This window comes from Arthrobacter citreus, assembly GCF_038405225.1.
Classification (GTDB): Bacteria; Actinomycetota; Actinomycetes; order Actinomycetales; family Micrococcaceae; genus Arthrobacter_B; species Arthrobacter_B citreus_A.
In genome coordinates this window covers 529884-551305 of sequence record NZ_CP151657.1, presented here as the reverse complement: position 1 = coordinate 551305, position 21422 = coordinate 529884, and the positions used below count along the sequence as shown (strand labels likewise).

The following is a 21422-nucleotide window of genomic DNA, read 5'->3' as shown; positions in this document are numbered from 1 at the left end:
GGTTTTACTGTCCCTGGGTTTTGTACTTGGCCTCGGTGGCGTCCTTCTGCGGCCGCCACCAGGCCTCGTTCGCCCGGTACCAGGCAATGGTGTCTTCCAGGCCCTGCTCAAAGTTGGAGAATTCCGGCTTCCAGCCCAGCTCGCTGCGCAGTTTCGAGGAGTCAATGGCGTAGCGCAGGTCATGTCCGGGCCGGTCGATGACCTGATCGTAAGCATCCGACGGCTGGCCCATGTGCGACAGGATCAGTTCGACAACTTCCTTGTTGTTCTTCTCCCCGTCCGCACCGATCAGGTACGTCTGCCCGATCTCGCCCTTTTCGATGATGCGCAGCACCGCCGAGGAGTGGTCATTGGCGTGGATCCAGTCACGGACGTTTTCACCGGCACCGTACAGCTTGGGCCGCACGCCGTCGATCACGTTGGTAATCTGCCGCGGAATGAACTTCTCCACGTGCTGGTAAGGCCCGTAGTTGTTCGAGCAGTTGCTGATCGTGGCCTGCAGGCCGAAGGACCGCACCCAGGCGCGCACCAGCAGATCCGATCCGGCCTTGGTGGAGGAATACGGGCTGGAAGGGTTGTACGGGGTGGCTTCGGTGAAGCGCTCCGGATCATCAAGCTCCAGGTCCCCGTAGACCTCGTCGGTGGAAATGTGATGGAAGCGGGTGCCGTGTTTGCGGGCAGCCTCGATCAGCGTGTAGGTGCCGATGATGTTCGTGTCCAGGAAGGGCCGGGGATCATGCAGCGAATTGTCATTGTGTGACTCCGCCGCATAATGCACCACCACGTCCGCGTCACGGGTCAGGGAATCCACCAGCTCCCCGTCGCAGATGTCACCTTCGACAAAGGTAAACCGGGACGGATCCAGGCCCTGCAGGGACGCCCGGTTTCCGGCGTAGGTGAGCTTGTCCAGCACGGTCACCCGGGCATCAGTGTGCTCCAGGACGTAGTGGACAAAGTTTGACCCAATAAAACCGGCGCCGCCGGTCACCAGAAGTTTCTGCATGAATTTAACCCTACCTGCCCGTTAGGGCGCTGTTGTTCGGCCAGTGTGCGGGAAGGCCGGCTCACGCCGTCGGGGCGGCAGCAACGGATCCGCCCGCGGTGGACCGCGGGGATGCCCGGACGATGACCCAGAGATGGACCGCGATGCCGATCAACGGTCCGGCGGCGAGGCTGATTACGGCCCGGGTTTCGATGTCCAGGGGAAGCCACAGAAGGGCAAAGGACACCACGGACGCGCTCACCCAGCCCAGGGAGTAGGCACGGTGGCGGTTTGAGGCGATGGTCAGCGCGCCGGTGAGCGTCAGCAGGGCCAGGAAGCCTGCGTCGAAGGTCAGTGCGGCCAGCACCATTCCGGACATCTCATAGTGCTCTCCGAAGAACGCCACCATCAGCCACGGCCCGACCAGCCAAGCGGCCACCGCCCCCACCACTGCCACACCCAGCACCAGGCCGAAAATGGGGGCCACAGCCTTCAGCCCCTCGGACCGGCGGGACATGAAGTGCGTGATGGCCACTCCCTGATAGGCCTGCAGCGGGATCATCAGCGGCGCCCTGGTCAGCGACAGCGCCATCAACAGGGCCGCCGACTCCAGGTAGACGCCGTCGGTGGTGGTCAGGCGCAGCAGGACCGGGAAGCCCACCACGAGGGACGCGCTGGCGGCAGCTGCCATGCAGGCGTGCCATACCGTCCGCAGGTAGGGGCGAAGACCGACGTCGGCCCGGAGCAGGAAAGCCTGCCGGCTCCGGGGCGACAGCATGATGAACACCAGCCAAGCGGCCACACCGGCCGCAGTTGCCCAGGCCAGCCCGGCCACAGAGGCTCCGATGAGCACCACGGCGATCAAAGCCGCCAGCCGGACCACTGATTCGAAGGCAACAACGCGCGAGTACATGCCCCACTGCTGCAGTCCGCCAAACTGGCCCATCATCACTGCGTGCCCGGCATAGAAGAGGGCAGTCACGCACACGACCGGGACAAGCGCACCGGAGTAGGAGCCGAAGACGGGCGGGGCCCACAGCGGTGACGCGGCAGCCAGGACAAGTCCGGTTCCGGCTCCAATGGCGAGGGCCACCGGGCCCATCCGGGGACGGCGCGGCCCGCCTTCGCCGGTTCCGGCGTCGGCCAGGCTGCGGGCGGTCTTGGCTGCCCGCGTCGTTTCAACGGCAATGCCGCCCAGTACGCCGATCACCAGGAACACCGCTGACCAGAAGGTGAGGAAGGCAGCGTTGTCCTGCTTGTCCAGGGTCCGTGCGGCAACGACTATGACAACGTAGCCGACGGCGGCGGAGGCAAGCGACGCGGCGCCCACTCCGGCTGCCGAGCCCTGTCCCATGCCTTTGTCCGCACCATCGGCTCCGGGAGCCTTGGCGGTTTTGCCCAACTTGAACCTAATTGTTCTTTCACCTCGTGTCCGCAGCGCCTTCGGTCCCCGAAGGGGTGGGCCGGCCCGTTGATGCCCGGCCGCTGCCGGGACCTCAGAACTCCCACCGATCCACCTTACCGGAGCGGTCCTGCCGCCTGCACAGGAAGACGGGGCCGGCACGGTTCACTGAGCGCGTGTCACACCCTCCCGCGATTTTGCCGCCGCAGGGGGCTGGGAGAAGATGGGGGCATGCGCGGAATTATACTGGCCGGCGGCACGGGATCCCGGCTGCACCCCATTACTCATGGAATCAGCAAGCAGCTGGTTCCCGTCTATGACAAGCCGATGATTTACTACCCGCTGTCCACGCTGATCCTCAGCGGCATCCGCGACATTTTGATCATCACCACTCCGTACGACGCCGACCAGTTCCAGCGGCTGCTCGGTGACGGCAGCCAGTTCGGGGTGAACATCAGCTACGTCCAGCAGGCCTCCCCGGACGGCCTGGCGCAGGCCTTTGTGCTGGGCGAAGATCACATCGGCTCAGAGTCGGTGGCCCTGGTGCTCGGCGACAACATCTTCTACGGGCACGGCATGGGAACCCAGCTGCGCCGGTTCGAAAACATCGACGGCGGTGCCATTTTTGGGTACTGGGTCCAGGATCCGTCCGCCTACGGTGTGGTGGAGTTCGACGCGCAGGGCCGGGCGCTGTCCCTGGAGGAAAAGCCGAAACAGCCCAAGAGCAATTACGCGGTTCCGGGTCTGTACTTCTACGACAACGACGTCGTCGAGATTTCCAAGGCGCTTAAGCCCTCGCCCCGTGGCGAGCTGGAAATCACCGACGTCAACCGGGTTTACCTCGAACGCGGAAAACTCCAGGTCGAAATCCTTCCCCGCGGCACGGCCTGGCTGGATACCGGAACGTTCGATTCACTCAACGATGCCTCAAACTTCATCCGCACGGTGGAGAGCCGGCAGGGCCTGAAGATCGGCTCCCCCGAGGAAGTCGCCTGGCGCCAGGGGTTCCTCTCGGACGAAGATCTGCGCAAGCGTGCCGAGCCCCTCGTGAAGAGTGGTTACGGAGATTACCTGCTGTCACTGCTGCAGTCCGGCAAAAAGTAAGCCAGCCCGCTGGACGGAAAGCAAAAGAGCGGGCCCCGCGGGGCCCGCTCTTTTTTGCGCCGGTTACCGGATGGCCGGTCCGGGCTGCCGATCGACGGTATTCCCGGCTCCGAAGTTATTCCTGGCCGCGCAGCCGGGCAACCACCTGGGCCACCGGAGCGTCCATGACAACCCGGCCGTGTTCCAGCAGGACGCCACGTTCACAGATCTTGGCCACGAGGTCCAGGTCATGGCTCACAACGACAAGGGTCTTGCCTTCCTCGGCGAGGTCACGGATCTTGGCGATGCACTTCTTTTGGAAGGGTTCATCCCCCACGGCCAGGATTTCGTCGACGAGGAAAACCTCGGGATCGGTGTGCACCGCCACGGAGAATGCCAGGCGAAGGTACATGCCCGATGAATAGAATTTCACCTCGGTGTCGATGAACTGCCCGATCTCGGAAAACTCGACGATGGAGTCGAACTTCTCGTGGATCTCCGCCTCGCTCATTCCAAGGATGGCGCCGTTCAGGAAGACATTGTCACGGCCGCTGAGGTCGGGATGGAATCCGGCTCCCACCTCAATCAGTCCGGCCACGCGGCCCCGTGTCCCCACGGTGCCGGTGTCGGGAAGCATGACGCCGGATATCTGCTTTAGAAGCGTCGACTTTCCCGACCCGTTAAGTCCCAGCAGCGCCACTGATTCGCCCTGCTTCACCTCCAGGGAGACGTCCTTCAGCGCGAAGAACTTCTCGGACAAGTCGCCCTTGCGTCCCTTCACGAACCAGACAAAGGCTTCCTTTATGGATCTGGTGTGCCGGAGGACAAACTCCTTCGACACGTTGCGCACTTCAATTGCTGTGGACACGGCTAGAGCTCCTGTGCGAAGCGGCCTTCCAGCCGCCGGAAGGTGAATTGCCCCAGTAACAGGACAAGGACGGACGTGACCAGGGCCACGGGCATCCACAGCGTGAGGAGCGACGGCGGGGTCTCGGCGATGACTGCTGCGTCGTCCCACCCCGTGGTCGGAAGCCAGAATGCGTGGTGGAAAAGTTCCACGGCGGTGGTCAACGGGTTCATCTGGTAGATGGTCAGCGCCGTCGTGCCGAGCGAATCGCGGACCATCTGCCAGTGATAGAGCACCGGTGAGGCCCACGTGGCGATCATCAGCAGCATGTCCACAAAGTTCTCGGAATCGCGGAAGTAAACATTGACCGCGCCGAAGAACAGGCCCAGGCCGGTTGCCAGCAGTGCCACGATCACGAATCCGATGACGGCCGCACCGACTTCCGAGAGCCCCGGCCGCCATCCGGTGATCAGGGCAGCAGCCAGGAGAATCAGCAGCTGCGGCAGGAAGTGCACGGCCGAGACCCAGACCGAAGCCACGGGGAACAGCTCCCTGGGCAGATAGATCTTCTTGATCAGTCCCCCATTGCCCACGATGGACCGCGATGCGTTGCCCAGCGCTTCACTGAAGAAGTTGATCAGGATGATGCCCGAGAACAGGTAGATGGGAAAGTTCGGTGTGCTCTCGTTCAACCCAAGGAAGACTCCCAGCGCAAACCAGAAGACGAGGAACTGCACACCGGGCTTCACATAGGACCACAGCAGGCCCAGCACCGATCCGCGGTAGCGGACCTTGAGCTCCTTGGCGACAAGCAGCTTCAGCAGGTAGCGCGACCGCAGCACGTCGCGCAGGCCACCCCCGGAGCCGGGGGTGACGAGTTCACCGGTAGACAAGCTTATTTACTCTCTTCCGAGTGCTTTTCGAAGGTCGCTTTCCAAGCTTCCATCGACGTGATTTCCGGAAGTGCCTTGCGGTATTTCTGGCTCAGCTTCTGCCAGTCCCTCAGGATTTCGGCGTTCAGCCGGGTACCTTCGGCAAGCAGCGCGCGGAGCTTGCGCGGATCGCGCTGGTACCAGGATGCGGCTGTGCCGTCGGCGTTCGTGACAACGGCACTGTCGTACTGGGACATCCGCCACCACCTGTTGTCGATGTGCGCAACGCGTGCCTGCGGCCGTTCGACACTTGACTTGGCCACGGGCTTGGTCAGCTGCCTGACAATGGTCTTGGCAGCCCACGGAACGAGGGTGACATAGGACGGAGCCTTGAAGCCCTGGCCGTGCCGCGGCGGCTTGCCCATGCCGGGGCGGGGGAACGCCTCGGGATCGGCCTTGAACTGAGCCTCCGAGTATTCATTGCGCATGGCCTGGATGGCGGGCAGCCTGGACGGCAGGATCTCATGCAGCTGCTCCGGGCCCGCAAGCAGGTCCTTCAGTGCCATAACCCGGCCCTGGGCGGTGAAGTACTGCATGGAAATCAGGTGCTTGATGTCGATGAAGCTGCCTTCACGCACTACGCGGCCGCCGCGGGGGTACGGGCTGTGCAGCAGCGCCGTGATGATGCGGTTTCGGCTGTGGAAGTAGGCCTGCCAGTCCACGGCGTCGTCCTTGTCGGCCCAGGTGATGTGCCAGACGGCGGACCCGGGCAGGGATACCGTGTTGTAGCCGGCAGCCTTGGCCCGCAGGCCGTATTCGGCGTCGTCCCACTTGATAAACACCGGCAGGGACAGCCCGATGTTGCGGATGATCTCGGTGGGGATCATGCACATCCACCAGCCGTTGTAGTCCACGTCAACGCGCCGGTGCATCCAGGATGTGGTGCGCAGGTTGGTGCGGGCGAAGTCGTGTCCGAGGACCTGCTCCTTGAAGGGATGGTCCGGCTGGAAGCGGAAGAGGTTTACGGTCTCGCCGAAGGTGTGCAGCACCGAGCGGTTGTAGAGATCGAACATATGGGCGCCGACAATGGTCGGCGTCTTGCAGTGGTCTGCGAAGGTGAGCATGCGGGTGATGCTCTCCGGCTCCATGACGATGTCGTCGTCGAGCAGCAGCGCATAGTCGCTGCCGTTTTCCACGGCTTCGTACATGCCGCGTGCGAACCCGCCGGAGCCACCCAGGTTGCCCTGGTGGATCATCCGCAGCTTGCCGCCCAGGGCCGCCTTGGCCTCGTCGAAACCTTCGGCGTCCACCAGCTTCTTCGTGCCCTGGTCAACAATCAGCACTTCGGCAACGTTTTCCAGGGCTTCGGGGTTCTCGGCCAGGATCCGCAGGTTGTTGAGGCAGAATTCATTTTTGTTCAGAGTGGTGATTTCCAGGGTGATCGAACCCGGCTTCTTGGCCTCTCCGGGTGCCAGCCACCCGGCGTTGACAAGCGCCATGGGCTCGGACCCGGCCACCAGGTCGAACCAGTACCAGCCGCCGTCGCCGAAAGGCTTGAGCGTGAGATCGAAGTTGGATTCCGTTTCGCCGTCGACGCGGCGGGTTTCCACGTGCTGAAGGGAACCGCGCGCATTGGACTTGTAGACGCTGATGGCGCCGGCGCCCTTGGTCTCCACGTGCAGCCGAACGGATTCAACGTTGGTCCAGCGGCGCCAGTAGCTTGCCGGAAAGGCATTGAAATACGTACCGAAGGAAAGCCGCTGCCCGGGCCGGGCAATGGTCGACGTGCGTGAGAGGAAGTCCTCCACGTGCACTTCTCCTCCGGCGGCAATTGCCTCTGTGTTCTTCGTGGAGGTCGACTTCATCATCGAGCCGTCCATGGTGTTGAACTGCGCACCCATGGCCGAACCGCTGTCCACATACAGCAGTGCCGTGTCCATCTGGCTTTGGTCAGGGAAAATGATGCGCTGCAGTGTGTGCCACTGAGCTGATTCCCCGCCTGTTTCGCTGGCTGTGCCCTGCTTTTCCTCGGTCTTCAGCTGGCTCACGCGTCTACTCCTCCGCTTTCAAGCTTTGCCCCGCCGGTGAAGTGGGGCTTGATCTTATTGTCGTACATCGACAATGCCGATCCGATCGCCATGTGCATGTCAAGGTACTTGTAGGTACCGAGCCGGCCGCCGAACAGCACCGACTTTTCGCCCTTGGCCAGGTCACGGTAGGCCAGCAGCTTTGCGCGGTCCTCAGCTGTGTTGACGGGGTAGTACGGCTCATCGCCCTTTTCCGCAAAGCGGGAGTATTCCCGCATGATGACAGTGGCGTCCTTGGTGTAGTCACGCTCCGGATGGAAGTGACGGAACTCATGGATGCGGGTGTAGGGGACGTCCTCGTCCGGGTAATTCATCACGGAGGTGCCCTGGAAGTCTTCGACGGGCAGGACCTCTTCCTTGAGATCGATGGTCCGCCAGGACAGGTTGCCTTCGGCATAGTCGAAGTAGCGGTCCACCGCACCCGTGTAGACAACCGGAACCTGTCCCAGGGTGGAATTGCGCGAGAACTCGTGGCCCTCATCAAAGAAGTCGGTCTTCAGGTGCACCTGGATGTTCGGGTGGTCGGCCATCCGCTCGATCCACGCGGTGTAACCGTCCTTCGGCAGGCCTTCATAGGTGTCGTTGAAGTACCTGTTGTCATAGGTGTAGCGCACGGGCAGCCGGGAAATGATTTCCGCCGGCAGGTCCTTGGGGTCCGTCTGCCACTGCTTGCCGGTGTAGTGCTTGATGAACGCCTCGTAGAGAGGGCGGCCGATCAGCTGGATTCCCTTGTCGTTGAGGTTGGCGGGATCGGTGCCCGCAAGTTCCCCGGCCTGCTCCTGAATCAGGGCGCGTGCTTCCGCGGGACCCATCGAGGAACGGAAGAACTGGTTGATGGTGCCCAGGTTAATGGGCATGGGGTACACCTCGCCCTTGTGGCTGGTGTAGACCTTGTGCACGTAGTTGGTGAACTCGGTGAACCGGTTGACGTACTCCCACACCCGCTCGTTGGAGGTGTGGAACAGGTGTGCTCCGTAGCGGTGCACCTCGATACCGGTCTGTGGTTCGTTCTCACTGTAGGCGTTGCCGCCAATGTGGTGGCGGCGGTCCAGCACTGCGACCTTCAGGCCCAGTTCCTTGGCAGCCCTTTCGGCTACGGTGAGGCCGAAAAAGCCCGACCCGACGACGACGAGGTCAACGTTCACTTGATTCTCCTGATTGTTTCGGTACGGCCTAACCGGGCACGCACCCGACGGTCTAGGTTATCTGACATTCCGGTAACGGGCACTTTTAGGCGGCCGGGAGGGGGTTACCAGCCCAGGGCGGCATGGAACCGGCGGTCAAACTCGCCCGCCATCGACGCCGTGTAGGTGTTCGTCAGGTGGTTGTCGTCCATATATACGTAGACGTTGCCCACCACCGGCCCGCAGACACCGCCGGGGCAGATCATATCGGTCATGTCCATCAGTTCCATGGCGGGCAGCGAATCGAAGAACTCGTTAACCGTGTCCGGATCGGTAAGTTTCTCGGACACGTCCCTGGTGCACTCCGGAGCCGTGTTTCCGTTGGCCTCGGCACACTGGATCATGTTGAAGTCGAAGCGCGGATTGTCCCGCACGCCAACCACCGGAATACCCTGCTGCCTCAACACTTCGGACACCTCCGGAAGACCCGTGACAGGAGGATCAGCGGGCCGGGCAGCCTGCGCAGCAGTTGCCACGGTGAAGACGGCATCGGGCTGCAGTTCCAGGGCGTAATCGAGGACGGCACCGTTGAAGTCATTGCAGCCGGGAAGGCGGGCGTCCGAATATTCGCCAAAGGAACATCCCCCCTGCAGCAGGGCGATGATCTGGTAATTGTGCTCTTCGACCATGGGCTCAAGGGCGCCCAGCCATTGCTCGGCATGGGAGTCCCCGGCCACCAAAATGGTTTTTCGCGGTTGCTCCACGGGCTCGGCGCTCATGCAGACAGCCGACAGCATCGGATCGGAGGGAGCATTTTCCAGGTTTTCACAGTTTCCCGGCAGCACGCCCCATTCATGCGGGAGCATGCTCGCCGTGGGAATCGGCAGCGCCTCCCCGCTGCTTCTATCCTCGAAATCCGCCAGCAGCACCCGTGCACCCGGGTTTTCCTGCACAGCCTGGGCCGTCAGCCGTTCGGACTGCAGCTGCAGCCCCTGCTGCCACGCCGTAAGCGGCGCGGCCACCACTGCGATGCACACCGCGATGACCGCGACGGCGCGGCGCGAGTTGAGGTTGACCCATGCGGAGGACCGCAGCGGCCGCTCCACCAATTTGGTGGTCAGGTAGGCCAGGACGAGGGAAAGGGCGATGATGGCCGTGCCGCCGAGGGGACCGGCTTCCTCCTGTCCGCGCCAGATGAGGTAGATCACCAGGACCGGCCAGTGCCAGAGGTAAAGGGCGTACGACATGTCGCCGAGGCGGATGAGCGGCTTCCATGACAACAGGCGGTCAGCACCAAGACGGCTTTCCGTCTGCCCGGCAACAATGATCAGCGACGCCGCGGCCAGGGGCCACAGGGCAACGTAGCCCGGGAACTGGCCCTGCACGTCCAGCAGGAAACCAACACTGAACATAATGGCCAGGCCCAGCCAGCCGCCGATGATCCGCAGGCTCCGCGGCAGTTTCAGATACGGAAGGGCCAGGGCGAGCAGGGTGCCCAGGGCAAACTCCCACAGCCTTGTCCGGGTGTCGAAGTATGCGTGTGACTGGTTCCCGTAGGTCTCCAGCACGGAATAGGCCAGTGACCCGGCGAAGATCAGGCCGAACACCACCAGCACGACCTTGCGGAAGGACACTCTGGTCCATCTGGCCAGCAAAGCCGAGGCGGCGAAGAGGAGCGGCCAGAGAATAAAGACCTGCCCCTGGATGGAAAGGGACCAGAAGTGCTGCAGGGGGCTCGCGGTGCTGTGGTCGACGGCGTAGTAGTCCACCGATTCTGCCGCCAGTACCCAGTTCTGGAAATAGAGGAGGGAAGACCAGCTCTGCGAGAGGATTTCCGTCCACCGGCTCTGCGGAACCAGCAGCGCCGCGGCGGCCAGCGTGCCAATCAGGACCACGGCAACCGGGGGAAGCAGCCGCTTGAACTGCCGCAGCCAGTAGCGGCCCAGGCTCAGTGCCCGGCCTTCCTCCACTTTGCGGACAAAGGACAGCGTCAGCAGGAAAGCGGAGATGAGCAGGAATATGTCCACCCCGCCCGATACCCGGCCAAACCAGATGTGATAGGTCACGACCATGAGCACGGCCAGGGCCCGCAGGCCCTGTACTTCCGGGCGGTAGCGGGATTGCCGTGCCGCCTCCGGAGCGCCCTTGGCGGAGGGCCCGGAAGCATCCGTTTGCAGCTGAGACACAAAGACCTCTCATTGGAACAGCATTTCAGCCATAGACTCTACCCCCACGACCTTGGGACTCCTGGGCGCGGGGGCGGTGGCGGGCCGCCGCGCCTGCACCGCCGCTTCCAATTTTGGAGGCCCGCCTAATGCTTCATTTCCGGGGTACTTGTCCCCTCGCCTGGTCCCGGACGGCCGGATACCGGTGCACCCGGCGCCGGAAGCCGCTGTGGCAGAGCGAACACGCGAAACCGGAAGACTACGGCAAAAACGGCTAGAACGCCTTGGGGTCTCCGGAGACTTTGCTGGTGTGCTCCAGGACAGGCCGGGTAAACAGCAGCAGAAGTACGGTGGCGGCCGGCAGCAGCAGGAGCAGGCCCGCCAGAATGACTCCGCCTTGAAGGGTGGGCACGGCGATGACGACTGCGAAAAGCTGGAAAACGAGCGCGCCCGCGCGGGTCCAGCGGTACCCGCGGAAGAAGAAGTGTCCCAGTGCCAGCAGCCAGATGCCGGCGGCCGCGAGCAGGACCGTGGTGAAGACCGCTCCACCCATTGAAACCGGGGCAACCGTGAAGAGGTTGTAAACGAACCAGCCGGCAACTCCCAGCAGCGCCAGTGCCTCCAGGACCAGGATGGCGGAAATAACGAGGACTGCCGGCGGACGCGGCGCCGGATGACCGGCGTCAGGGTGGGGCTCATGGGGTCTTGACACACTGGCACACTACCGGAGATAGTCGGAGGACGCCCAGGTCCCCGGTCCCCCACCCGGGGCGCTGTGACGCATCCCTCATGGTTTGGCGCAAAGTAAGAGCTTACTAACCCTTGTCTGGGTTTCCGTATCGTGGAATCCTAGTAGTTGGGGAAATCAGGGGCCGGAGCTGGCCCCTTTCGTTTGCAGTTGCTCGTGAATGTTTTCACAAACACGTGGGAGTCAACTATTAGAGGAGATTGTGATTAGCATGGATTGGCGGAGCCGCGCAGCGTGTCTGGACAAAGATCCGGAGCTGTTCTTTCCTGTGGGCAACACCGGCCCGGCTCTTCTTCAGATTGAAGAAGCCAAGAGTGTGTGCCGCCGATGCCCGGTCATGGATACCTGCCTCCAGTGGGCTATCGAAACCGGCCAGGACGCAGGCGTCTGGGGCGGCATGAGTGAAGATGAGCGCCGCGCCCTGAAGCGCCGCGCCGCACGCGCACGCCGCGCGTCCTAGGAATCGGATAAACCTGCGGACCTTTTGTTCCGCGAGACTTTGAAGGGCCGCTGCTGATGGCAGCGGCCCTTGGTGTTTAACCGTTCAGCTCCTGCGTGATTCGGCGTCCAGCCCCATTTCGATGCGCACCTCGGTGCCACCGCCGGGCCGCGAGGACCAGTCGATGGTGCCGTCCAGCTCGCTTTGCACCAGTGTCCGGACAATCTGCAGCCCCAGTCCTTCCCGGCGCGGCCCCGGCGGCAGCCCCACGCCGTCGTCGGCCACCGTGACCGTCAGGATTTCCTCGGCGTCGGGCCCCATCTGGCGCGCAGCGCTGAGCCACACCGTACCCTTGCGGTCCGAAAGCCCATGCTCGACGGCGTTGGTCACCAACTCATTGATCACCAGTGCCAGCGGCGTCGCGAAGTCGCTGGGAAGCTCCCCGAAGGACCCCTCCTTCTCGGTGCGCACCTGCTGGGTGGGTGATGCAACCTCTGCCGCCAGCCGGAACTGCCGGTCAATGAGCTCGTCGAAGTTCACATTCTGCGTCAGCCCCTGGGACAGCGTCTCGTGGACCAGGGCAATGGTCGAGACCCGGCGCATGGCCTGCGCCAGCCCCTGCTTGCCCTCTTCGCTCTCCATGCGCCGGGACTGCATGCGCAGCAGGGCGGCCACGGTCTGCAGGTTGTTCTTGACGCGGTGGTGGATCTCCCGGATGGTGGCATCCTTGGACACCAGTTCCATTTCGCGGCGGCGAAGCTCGGAAACGTCCCGGCACAGCACCAGGGCTCCGAACCGCTCCTTCTCGTCCCGCAGCGGGATGGCCCGCAGCGACAGGCTGACACCCCGGGATTCAATCTCGGTGCGCCATGGCATACGCCCGGTCACCACGAGGGGAAGGGTTTCATCCACCATGCGGCGGTCTTTGAGGAGCGCGGTCGTGATTTCCGCCAGGGACCGCCCCTCCAAAGTCTCCATGTCACCGAGCCGGCGGAACGCCGAGACGCCGTTCGGAGACGCGTACTGCACGACGCCGTCGGCATCCAACCGGATCAGCCCGTCGCCGACGCGGGGCGCACCCCGCCGCGAGCCGGTGGGCGTCGCGAAGTCTGGCCACAGCCCCAGCGTCCCCATCCGCAGCAGGTCGTACGCGCACTGCCGGTAGGTCAGTTCCAGCCGCGAGGGCATCCGGGAGGAGGACAGGTCCATGTGGCTGGTGACCACGGCCAGGGTGCGGCCGTTGCGGACGAAGGGGATGGCCTCCACCCGCATGGCCGTTTCAGTGGTCCAGTCGGTTTCGCTGGAACGCTCGATGACCTGGCTGGCCCACGCCTTGTCCACCAGCGGCTGCAGATCGGCGCGGATCCGCTCCCCGACGAAGTCACTGTGGAAGACAGTGTGCGACGTCGAGGGGCGGGCGTGTGCCAGCGCCACGTAGCTGCCGTCCGGCAGCGGAAACCACAGCGCCAGGTCGGCGAAGGCCAGGTCGGCGACCAGCTGCCAGTCGCCGACCAGGAGGTGCAGCCACTCCGCGTCCCCCGGTCCGAAATCAGCATGGTCCTTGATGGGATCGGTAAATATGGCCACAGTCTCGTTTTCTTCGTTGTTTCTAGCGGCGAACGATGGAGCGAAGCAGGCGCAGGGCAACCGAGAGGGAAGCCATGTCGTCGTGCTCGAGCTTGTTCACATCTTCGAACATCACCCGGGCGCGCTCCAAATTGTCGGAGTTCTGCTCTTCCCACAGTTCCACCCGCTTCAGCGGGTCCTCCCCCGCATGTCCGGCGGTTGCCTTCAGCGCGGCCACCGTCATGTCGGCAACAGTGGAGTACAGGTCGTCCCGCAGGGCCGCCCTGGCCAGCGCCTGCCACCGGTCGCCGCGGGGCAGTTTGGTGATCCGTTCCAGCAGGTCATCAACGGCGAACCGCTCGTACAGGGCAAAGTACACCCCGGCAACGTTCGCGGCCGGCTCGTCCACCCGCTTCGCCGTCAACAGGGAGATGTCCAGCAGCCCGAAGCTTTCGAACAGTTCCGCCCAATAGGTGCCGAGATCGTCCGGCAGCTCCCACTCGCGGGAGCGTTCCAGTGCTGCCTGGAACCGTTCCCGGTCCGTTCCCTGCAGGTAATCCAAAAGGTTGGCGCGCAGCGGCCCCACAACGGGCTTGAAGGCCTCGATGTCCTCGTCGATCGAGCTCCCGCGGCCCACGTGGTTGATGAACCAACGCACTGCACGGTCCAGCAGCCGGCGCATGTCCAGGTGGATGGTGGTCCAGTTCCGGGTGGGGAAGCTCGCCGGCAGCGAGTTGAGCACCCGGATGACTCCGTCAATCTCGTAGATTTCGCGCAGGGCGGTGAAGGCGCGCGCCACCATGGCCTCGGTGGCCGAGGTCTCTTCCATGACACGGAACGCAAAGGTGATGCCACCGATGTTGATGATGTCGTTGGCCACCATGGTGGCGATGATTTCGCGGCGCAGCGGATGGGTGTCCAGCTGGTCGTCGAACCGCTCCACCAGCTGCTTCGGGAAGTACCGGCGCAGCGTGCCGCTGAAGTACGGATCATCAGCCAGGTCGGAGTTGGTCAGTGCCTTGGTCAGCTCGATCTTGGCGTATGCGGCCAGCACCGACAGTTCCGGGGATGTGAGGCCTTCGCCTGCTGCCACCCGGGCACGGAGCTCGGCGTTGGTCGGCAGGGCCTCCAGCTCCCGGTTCAGGTCAGCGTGCTTCTCGAGCCAGTCCATCAGGCGCTCGAAGCTGGGGCTCCACTCGATGACGTGCCGGCGGTCGTTGAGCAGGAGCATGTTCTGGTCCTTGTTGTCCTGCAGCACCAGGCGGCCGACTTCGTCGGTCATGGAGTGCAGGAACTCGGCGCGCTCAGCCGGGTCAAGGCGCCCGGCGGCCACCATCCGGTCCACGAAGATCTTGATGTTGACCTCGTGGTCGGAGCAGTCAACGCCGGCCGAGTTATCGATGGCGTCGGTGTTGAGGATAACTCCGGCACGGGCGGCTTCAATGCGTCCGCGCTGGGTCATGCCCAGGTTTCCGCCTTCACCGATCACCTTGACCCTCAGGTCCCGGCCATCCACCCGGATGGCGTCGTTGGCCTTGTCGCCCACCTCGGTGTTGGTCTCCGTGGAGGCCTTCACATAGGTGCCGATTCCGCCGTTGTACAGCAGGTCCGCCGGTGCCTTCAGGATGGCCCGGAGCAGATCCGGCGGGCTCATCTTGGTCACCGAGTCCTCCAGGCCCAGGACCGCACGGACCTCGGGACTCAGCGGAATGCTCTTGGACTGGCGCGGGAAGACCCCGCCGCCGGTGCTGATCAGCGATGAGTCGTAGTCGGCCCAGGATGAACGCGGAAGCTCGAACAGCCGCCGGCGCTCCGCGTGTGAAGCCGCCGGATCGGGATTCGGATCCAGGAAGATGTGGCGGTGGTCAAAGGCGGCCACCAGTTTGGTGTGTTCGGACAGGAGCATGCCGTTGCCGAAGACGTCGCCGCTCATGTCGCCCACACCGACGGCGGTGAAGGACTCGGTCTGCGTGTCGACGCCGAGCTCGCTGAAGTGGCGCTTGACCGATTCCCAGGCGCCGCGGGCGGTGATGCCCATGGCCTTGTGGTCGTAGCCGACGGAGCCGCCGGAGGCGAACGCGTCGCCGAGCCAGAAACCGTACTCTGCCGACAGGGCGTTGGCGATGTCGGAGAAGGACGCCGTGCCCTTGTCGGCGGCAACCACCAGGTAGCTGTCGTCGCCGTCGTGGCGCACAACGCGCCGCGGCGGGACAACCTGCTCGGTGCCGTCGGAGATGACCAGGTTGTCAGTGATGTCCAGCAGCGCGCGGATGAAGGTGCGGTAGCTTTCCTTGCCCTCTTCCATCCACGCCGCGCGGTCCGCGGCGGGATCCGGCAGCTGCTTGGCGTAGAACCCGCCCTTGGCACCGGTGGGCACAATGACGGCGTTCTTCACTGTCTGTGCCTTCACCAGGCCCAGGATCTCGGTGCGGAAGTCCTCGCGCCGGTCGGACCAGCGCAGACCGCCCCGCGCCACCTCGCCGAAGCGCAGGTGCACGCCTTCGACCCGCGGGGAATAGACCCAGATTTCAAACTTGGGACGCGGGAACGGAGCACCCTCGATAGCTGCGGTGTTCAGTTTGAAGCTGACGTACGGCTTGTCCTGGTAGAAGTTGGTGCGGAGCGTGGCGTTGATCAGGTTAGCCACGGTGCGCAGAACCCGGTCGGCGTCGAGCGTGGGCACCTTCTCCAAACCGGCGTCGAGGGCGTTTCGTGCCGCTTCCTCCGCCGCGCTTCGTTCCTCGTCGGAGAGATCCGGGTTGAAACGGGCGTCGAAGAGCCCCACCAGGGCCCTGGCCACGTCGGGGTTGCGCCTGAGCGTTCCTGCGACAAAGCCGTAGGAATTGGTGTTCCCCAGCTGGCGCATGTACTTGGCGTAGCTGCGCAGGATCACCACCTGACGCCAGGACATCCCCAGCTCCAGGATCAGCCGGTCGAAATAATCCGATTCGCTGGCTCCGGAAGTGGCGGCGCCGAAGGCCTCGGCCAGGAGGGATCCGGTTTTTTCCGGATCCATGCCGGCGGGGTATTTCAGGCCCAGGTCATACAGGTGGAAGGTGGTGCCGTCCCCGCGGCTGATTTCAAAGGGCCTTTCATCGAGGACTTCCAGGCCGAGGTTATGCAGGATGGGAAGGATCTGCGTCAGGGAACGCGGCTGCAGCAGGTACAGCTTCAGCCGGGCATCCTCACCGCCGCTGCGGCGGGAGGCCTCCGGGACGTAGACAAAAAGTTCCGGCGCGGTGTCAGGCGACGCGGCACGGGCTTCCAAGCGGCAAATGTCCTCGAGGGCATCCTCCACCTCGTAAGCCACGCGGTAGTCGGCCGGGAAAGCTTCCGCCCACAGGCCTGTCAGCTTTCCTGCGGCGTCAGCGCTGAAGGTGGAGCGGAGCACCTCGCCGATGCCTTCGCTCCAGGACCGGGCTGCCTGCACGAGGCGCTGTTCCAGTGCCGCCGCGTCCAGCTCCACAATCTCGGCGCCCCGGGGCAGCCGGATCCGGAAGAAGATGCGGGCAAGCGCGGACTCGGTAAGCCGTGCCTCGAAGTCGATGGACTCGGCTTTGAAGGTTGAACGAAGCTCGTCCTGGATGCGCAGGCGCACGGAGGTGTTGTACCGGTCCCTCGGCAGGAAGACCAGGGCGGACATGAACCGGCCGTATACATCCGGCCTCAGGAACAGCCGGGTCCGGCGCCGCTCCTGCAGCCGAAGGATGCTCCGCGCGGTGTCCAGCAGTGCGTCCCCATCGATCTGGAACAACTCATCACGCGGGTAGGTCTCCAGGATGGACAGCAGGTCCTTGCCGGAGTGCGAATCCGCGGGGAACCCTGCGCGCTGCATGACTTCCCGCACCTTGTCCCGCACGATCGGCACGTTACGCACGGAGCCGGTGTAGGCGCCGGTGGAGAACAGGCCGATAAAGCGGCGCTCCCCGTTCACGTTGCCCTGCGCGTCGAAGCGCTTGATGCCGATGTAGTCCAGGTAGGCGGCACGGTGCACGGTGGAGCGGGAGTTTGCCTTGGTGATGACAAGCGCGCGCTTTTCCCGGGCCTTTGCCCGGCCGGCAGTGGTCAGGTGCTGCACCCGTCCGGAGGCCGAGGCACGGCTGAGCAGCCCCAGTCCCTTGTCCTCGCTGACGCGCAGGACATCCTCACCGTTTTCGGTGATGAGGTCATACTCGCGGTACCCCAGGAACGTGAAGTTTCCGTTGTCCAGCCAGGACAGCAGTTCCCGTGCCTGCTGCAGGTCCGGGATCTGTCCGGCAGTGGGCACTTCTTCGAGAGAGCGGGACACCTCGTGGACCTTGGCCCGCATGGCCGGCCAGTCGGTGACGGCCAGGCGCACGTCTTCCAGGACCTTGCGCAGTCCCCCGGTCAGCCCGCTGCGCTGCGCCTCATCGGGCAGTCGTGCGATTTCCACCGCAATCCAGGATTCAATGCGGGTGGTCTCGTCCTGCCGGCCCAGCAGGGCGGAGAGATTGGGCAGCGCCGCGGTGTCGCCGCTGGAGACCCCTGCGGTGGCCGGCACCCGGTGCACGGCCTGCAGCTCTCCGGTTTCCCGGTCCCGGCTCACCAGGAACGTGGGATGCACAACGAGCCGGATGGCGGCGTTCTGCCGAACAATTTCCGCCGTCACGGAATCGACCAGGAACGGCATGTCGTCGGTGACGATCATGACGATGCTGGCATCGCCCTGATCGAAGACGGCAACGGAGGCCTGTCCTTCGGGCCGGATGGACCCCACTTCGCGGTGGCGCTCGGCCCTTTCGCGCAGGGAAGAGCGCGGATATCCGTCTGCGTCTTCCCCTGCCAGATGCTCGTAGTAGTTCCCTATAAATTCATCCAGGGAATCGTCGGTACCTGGTAGATCCGGAATACGGGATCCAGACGACATGTAATACGCCTCCGTTGTAGCCTTTTCGCCCTCCGCTTCTTTGCGGGTGGCCTTACTCGAGCCTATCTCTCAAGGATGAAAAGGTCACTTTGCACGTGCCGCACGCCGCTTCAGCCGGCCCCGGGACGACGCCGGCACGCCGGCGAGCGCAGCAATTGCCTGCCGCAGGGGCGAGGAAGGAGCTGTCTCCAGCAGAGCTGAGCCGCCCAGCAAAGCCGCATCCATCGAGGTGAAGTCAGCCGGGAGGAAGGCCGTTATCTCCGTTCCGGGGCCAAATCTCTCCCATGCGTCACGCAGCTGGCGCTCGGGGGAACGGCCGACGGCGGACGCCCGGACCTTGTTGAGCACCACCCTGGGCACGGTGCCGGGGACTGCGCCCTCCAGCTCGGCGAGCGCCCGGACCAGGCGCGGAATTCCCACGGAGTCGGCCGCCCCCACGGCATATACGGTGTCCGCCAGTTCGAGGGCCCGCAGGGTGGCTCCGTTTCGCCGCGGCGCCAGCGTGTCGAAGCTCAGTTCTTCGTCAGCCTCCAAGCTGAAGCCGCAGTCGATGACAATCAGGTCCGCCGTCTTCCGTGCCTGGTCCAGGACCAGTCCCAGGGCCGTGGGGCGCAGCTCCACCCAGCGGTCGGAACGGGTGATTCCGGTCAGCACCAGCAAACGCTGCCCCTTCAAAGACACGCTCAGCGCGCTGCGGAGCAGCGACTGCCGGTCCAGCAGTCCCTGATCGGCGAGCCGGCAAACCTGGGCCACGCCGGCGGACTCGTCCAGGAGTCCCAGGCTCGCGGCCACCGAGGAACCATACGTGTCGGCATCCATCAGCAGGACAGTCTTCCCATCCGCCGCCGCTTCCGCCGCAAAGTTCACGGCAAAGGTGGTCCGTCCCGGCGCGCCCGCCGGACCCCACACCGCAACAATGGTGCCCGCGGGTTTCCCGTCCCCCTCCCCTCTTTCCCCGTCCCCGCCCTCCTGCTCCGGAGAAGGACCGCTTCCCGGAGCATCGGCGCGGCCTGCCGGGCGGACCGGCCATCCGGAACCATCAGCCGACCAGGTGAGCAGCGCCCCGGCCGGATCCGCCAGCAAGGCCGCAGCCGGCCGCCCGTCCAGCTGATGCACGGCGTCGGCCACAAGGTCCGAGAGCATTTCGGCGGCGGATCCCCGGGGTGCATGGACAATGCTGAGCGCGCTGAGCCGCTCGCGGGACCCTTCGTCGTCCGCCAGCACCAGCAGCGCCACGCCCGACGCGGCAAGGCGTTCGGCCAGCGCTGCGGTGACCTCCCCGGCGTCGTCGGCCACGATGGCCGCACGGGCAATGCCGCTCTGGCACGCCGCAACCAGTTCCGGCAGCTCGGCGCAGCGCCGGACCACGGTGAGCGGGCCGTGAAGCCGCTCCAGGTCCTGGACCAGGTTGCCCACACCGCTGCCGACAGTCACCACCGGAATGTTCATGAGCCGGCGCCGGGGTTCTGGACCACTGCGATTTTCGCGCCGTTCGACTGCGCGCTCAGCAGGCCGGCAAGGTCCTCGTCCTCCACCAGGACGAGGATCTGCGTGGACCGGTTGGCGCCCAGCACGGACTCGTCCACTGTCAGCTCCGAGATTTCAGCGGCCGTGAGGATCTTCTGCGGCTCCTTGAAACCGTTTCGTTCGTCCGGCAGGGCCACCCAGACATCGACCCTCGACCCGGCCCGGGTTCCGCTGGGAAGGAGGTCGTCCACCCGCAGACCCACCGGTTTGCGTTTCAGGCCGTCGGCGGTTCCCAGCTGGCTGCGGGCCACCAGTTCGCCCTTGCGCAGCAGTGACGATGCCACTGACCGTTCGGGGATTCCTTCGGACGCCGGCAGATAGGAACCGGAGACATCGCCCAGCCGCACCGGCACCACGGCCAGATCCTCAGCGCTGACGGGCGTTCCCACCGGGATGTCCTCGTCCACGACGAACACCTCAGTGGTCTGGTCCGCCGAGCCCACCAGCGCCACGACGCCTGCGGTGGAGGCCAGCACCAGCATGATGCCCAGCAGCAGCCGCGGATCCTTCCACGACGGTTTTTTCAGGCGCGGCGCGGAGGCCGGCACGGTTGTAGTGAGACTCATTTTTCCCCCTGGTGGCACCTGGATCCGGGGCTGCACAACCCCGGACGTGCAATCGCTGCCATTGTTGACCACAAACCGGCGGAAGGAAACGGTGATTTTCGTGGAATTCCAAAGTGTGGATAACTTGGCCGGAGCACCGGCCGGGGTGGGAGACTGAAGGCAACAGTGCGGCGAAGGGAACGGCTAATGGAAGCGAAGTGGATTCGTGGGTGAAAAGAGGTTCCTGACACTGGCCGATGTTGGCGAGGTTTTGAACATATCCTCCTCGCAGACGTACGCCCTGGTGAGGTCCGGCGAGCTGCCTGCCATCCAGATTGGCGGCCGGGGCCAGTGGCGGGTGGAATCCCGTGTGCTGGAGGAATTCATCGCCGAGGCCTACCGCCGTTCCGCCGCGCCGCAACGTGAGGATGCTTCGGAGAGCGCACCCTCGGAGCACTAGGGCCTGCGGGAACAGAAGATCCGGCGGTTCCACCGGGCCGCGGGGCTGGCCCGCGCGGCAGGGATCAGTGCCGCGCTGGCTTATCCGCCCGCGGCTATCCGGCCGAGCAGACCGCCGCCACCGCATGCAGTGGCACCAGCCCGACTCCCCGGACGTTGCCGGCCCGCCGGGGTTCGCCCCGCGATGTCAGGGACAGTTCAAAAAAGTCCTTCCCGACCCGGTCCACGCTGCCGTCGAGGGCGGATGCCGCCGGCCGCCCGGCCAGGAAAACCTGCACCTGGGCCCGGTCTCGGGAGAGACCGCGCAGTGCCGAAGCAAGCCCCAGCCGCGCGGGCGGTGCTTCCACCGCGGAGTAGCGGTCCATGCCCGTTACCAGCACCGCATGACCAAGAGCGACAACGGCCGGGCGGCGGCCCTGAAGCACAATCCATCCGCGGCCCACATGGCTGAGCACTCCCTCGAAGGATCCGGGCGGCCCGGTATCCACTTTCAAGTGCCTGCCCATCTGGCTGTGCAGCCGGGCTGCCAGCTCAATAGAGGCGAAATCCGTCCGAAGCCGCTCTGATACCTCCGAGTCCTGTGCCAGCTGGTGTGCGGAGGCCATTTGGGCCTCCATGTCGGCAAAAAGTGCGTCCCATCGCATGCGCTCAGGCTAGCGGGTGGCTTGGCTCCCGCCCACGGCCCCGC

At 64.5% G+C, this 21422-nt stretch carries 16 protein-coding genes; 3 read left to right on the top strand and 13 right to left on the bottom strand.

Annotated elements, in window-relative coordinates; translation table 11 throughout:
• Nucleotides 1–4: 4 nt before the first annotated feature.
• Both rfbB and AAE021_RS02580 read right to left on the bottom strand, forming a co-directional pair.
• Nucleotides 5–1003: a dTDP-glucose 4,6-dehydratase gene (rfbB, locus tag AAE021_RS02585; protein WP_342024108.1), complete on the bottom strand. Its 999-nt coding sequence runs from the start codon at nt 1001–1003 to the stop codon at nt 5–7.
• A gap of 61 nt (nt 1004–1064) precedes the next feature.
• A complete protein-coding gene (locus AAE021_RS02580) occupies nt 1065–2384 on the bottom strand; it encodes a hypothetical protein (protein ID WP_342024107.1) in 1320 nt (439 codons plus the stop codon).
• A gap of 231 nt (nt 2385–2615) precedes the next feature.
• On the opposite strand from AAE021_RS02580, the gene rfbA reads away from it, so the two are divergent.
• Nucleotides 2616–3488 carry a glucose-1-phosphate thymidylyltransferase RfbA gene (gene rfbA, locus AAE021_RS02575; RefSeq protein ID WP_342024106.1) on the top strand — a complete coding sequence of 291 codons (873 nt, stop codon included), beginning with the start codon at nt 2616–2618 and terminating at the stop codon, nt 3486–3488.
• Nucleotides 3489–3603: 115 nt separating this feature from the next.
• Here rfbA and AAE021_RS02570 read toward each other — a convergent pair whose 3' ends face one another.
• The 6 genes from AAE021_RS02570 to AAE021_RS02545 form a co-directional block, all read right to left on the bottom strand.
• Nucleotides 3604–4335 (bottom strand): ABC transporter ATP-binding protein, encoded by a 732-nt coding sequence (locus AAE021_RS02570; protein ID WP_342024105.1) that lies wholly within the window; start codon nt 4333–4335, stop codon nt 3604–3606.
• A 2-nt stretch (nt 4336–4337) separates the two neighbouring features.
• The gene (locus AAE021_RS02565; RefSeq protein WP_342024104.1) at nt 4338–5207 is read right to left on the bottom strand and encodes an ABC transporter permease; all 870 of its coding nucleotides are present in this window, start codon (nt 5205–5207) and stop codon (nt 4338–4340) included.
• A gap of 2 nt (nt 5208–5209) precedes the next feature.
• Nucleotides 5210–7126, bottom strand: coding sequence for a glycosyltransferase (locus AAE021_RS02560; RefSeq protein ID WP_342025288.1), 1917 nt, complete (start codon nt 7124–7126; stop codon nt 5210–5212).
• A 104-nt stretch (nt 7127–7230) separates the two neighbouring features.
• Nucleotides 7231–8418: a UDP-galactopyranose mutase gene (gene glf / locus AAE021_RS02555; RefSeq protein WP_342024103.1), complete on the bottom strand. Its 1188-nt coding sequence runs from the start codon at nt 8416–8418 to the stop codon at nt 7231–7233.
• Nucleotides 8419–8522: 104 nt separating this feature from the next.
• Nucleotides 8523–10583: an acyltransferase family protein gene (locus AAE021_RS02550; RefSeq protein ID WP_342024102.1), complete on the bottom strand. Its 2061-nt coding sequence runs from the start codon at nt 10581–10583 to the stop codon at nt 8523–8525.
• Between the two features lie 253 nt (nt 10584–10836).
• Nucleotides 10837–11274, bottom strand: a complete 438-nt coding sequence (locus AAE021_RS02545) for a hypothetical protein (protein WP_342024101.1) — start codon at nt 11272–11274, stop codon at nt 10837–10839.
• Nucleotides 11275–11521: 247 nt separating this feature from the next.
• Between AAE021_RS02545 and AAE021_RS02540 the strand changes: the two genes are divergently transcribed.
• Nucleotides 11522–11770 carry a WhiB family transcriptional regulator gene (locus AAE021_RS02540; RefSeq protein ID WP_104052537.1) on the top strand — a complete coding sequence of 83 codons (249 nt, stop codon included), beginning with the start codon at nt 11522–11524 and terminating at the stop codon, nt 11768–11770.
• Nucleotides 11771–11854: 84 nt separating this feature from the next.
• Here AAE021_RS02540 and AAE021_RS02535 read toward each other — a convergent pair whose 3' ends face one another.
• The 4 genes from AAE021_RS02535 to AAE021_RS02520 form a co-directional block, all read right to left on the bottom strand.
• Nucleotides 11855–13336 (bottom strand): PAS domain-containing sensor histidine kinase, encoded by a 1482-nt coding sequence (locus tag AAE021_RS02535; protein ID WP_342024100.1) that lies wholly within the window; start codon nt 13334–13336, stop codon nt 11855–11857.
• A 22-nt stretch (nt 13337–13358) separates the two neighbouring features.
• The gene (locus tag AAE021_RS02530) at nt 13359–18203 is read right to left on the bottom strand and encodes an NAD-glutamate dehydrogenase (protein WP_342024099.1); all 4845 of its coding nucleotides are present in this window, start codon (nt 18201–18203) and stop codon (nt 13359–13361) included.
• An 84-nt stretch (nt 18204–18287) separates the two neighbouring features.
• Nucleotides 18288–19652 (bottom strand): chromosome partitioning protein, encoded by a 1365-nt coding sequence (locus AAE021_RS02525; RefSeq protein ID WP_342024098.1) that lies wholly within the window; start codon nt 19650–19652, stop codon nt 18288–18290.
• The gene (locus AAE021_RS02520) at nt 19649–20296 is read right to left on the bottom strand and encodes a hypothetical protein (RefSeq protein WP_342024097.1); all 648 of its coding nucleotides are present in this window, start codon (nt 20294–20296) and stop codon (nt 19649–19651) included. The genes AAE021_RS02525 and AAE021_RS02520 overlap by 4 nt, the downstream gene beginning before the upstream one ends.
• Nucleotides 20297–20501: 205 nt before the next feature.
• On the opposite strand from AAE021_RS02520, the gene AAE021_RS02515 reads away from it, so the two are divergent.
• Nucleotides 20502–20735, top strand: coding sequence for a helix-turn-helix domain-containing protein (locus AAE021_RS02515; protein WP_342024096.1), 234 nt, complete (start codon nt 20502–20504; stop codon nt 20733–20735).
• A 94-nt stretch (nt 20736–20829) separates the two neighbouring features.
• Here the strand turns inward: AAE021_RS02515 and AAE021_RS02510 are convergent, their stop codons facing one another.
• A complete protein-coding gene (locus AAE021_RS02510; protein ID WP_342024095.1) occupies nt 20830–21378 on the bottom strand; it encodes a hypothetical protein in 549 nt (182 codons plus the stop codon).
• Nucleotides 21379–21422 lie beyond the last annotated feature (44 nt).

Bases quoted from the DNA above. Each gene is read 5' to 3' on its own strand.
- rfbA (WP_342024106.1), top strand. From the start codon at position 2,616: ATGCGCGGAATTATACTGGCCGGCGGCACGGGATCCCGGCTGCACCCC.
- AAE021_RS02530 (WP_342024099.1), bottom strand. From the start codon at position 18,203: ATGTCGTCTGGATCCCGTATTCCGGATCTACCAGGTACCGACGATTCC.
- AAE021_RS02560 (WP_342025288.1), bottom strand. From the start codon at position 7,126: ATGGACACGGCACTGCTGTATGTGGACAGCGGTTCGGCCATGGGTGCG.
- AAE021_RS02510 (WP_342024095.1), bottom strand. From the start codon at position 21,378: ATGCGATGGGACGCACTTTTTGCCGACATGGAGGCCCAAATGGCCTCC.
- AAE021_RS02540 (WP_104052537.1), top strand. From the start codon at position 11,522: ATGGATTGGCGGAGCCGCGCAGCGTGTCTGGACAAAGATCCGGAGCTG.
- AAE021_RS02525 (WP_342024098.1), bottom strand. From the start codon at position 19,652: ATGAACATTCCGGTGGTGACTGTCGGCAGCGGTGTGGGCAACCTGGTC.
- rfbB (WP_342024108.1), bottom strand. From the start codon at position 1,003: ATGCAGAAACTTCTGGTGACCGGCGGCGCCGGTTTTATTGGGTCAAAC.
- AAE021_RS02520 (WP_342024097.1), bottom strand. From the start codon at position 20,296: ATGAGTCTCACTACAACCGTGCCGGCCTCCGCGCCGCGCCTGAAAAAA.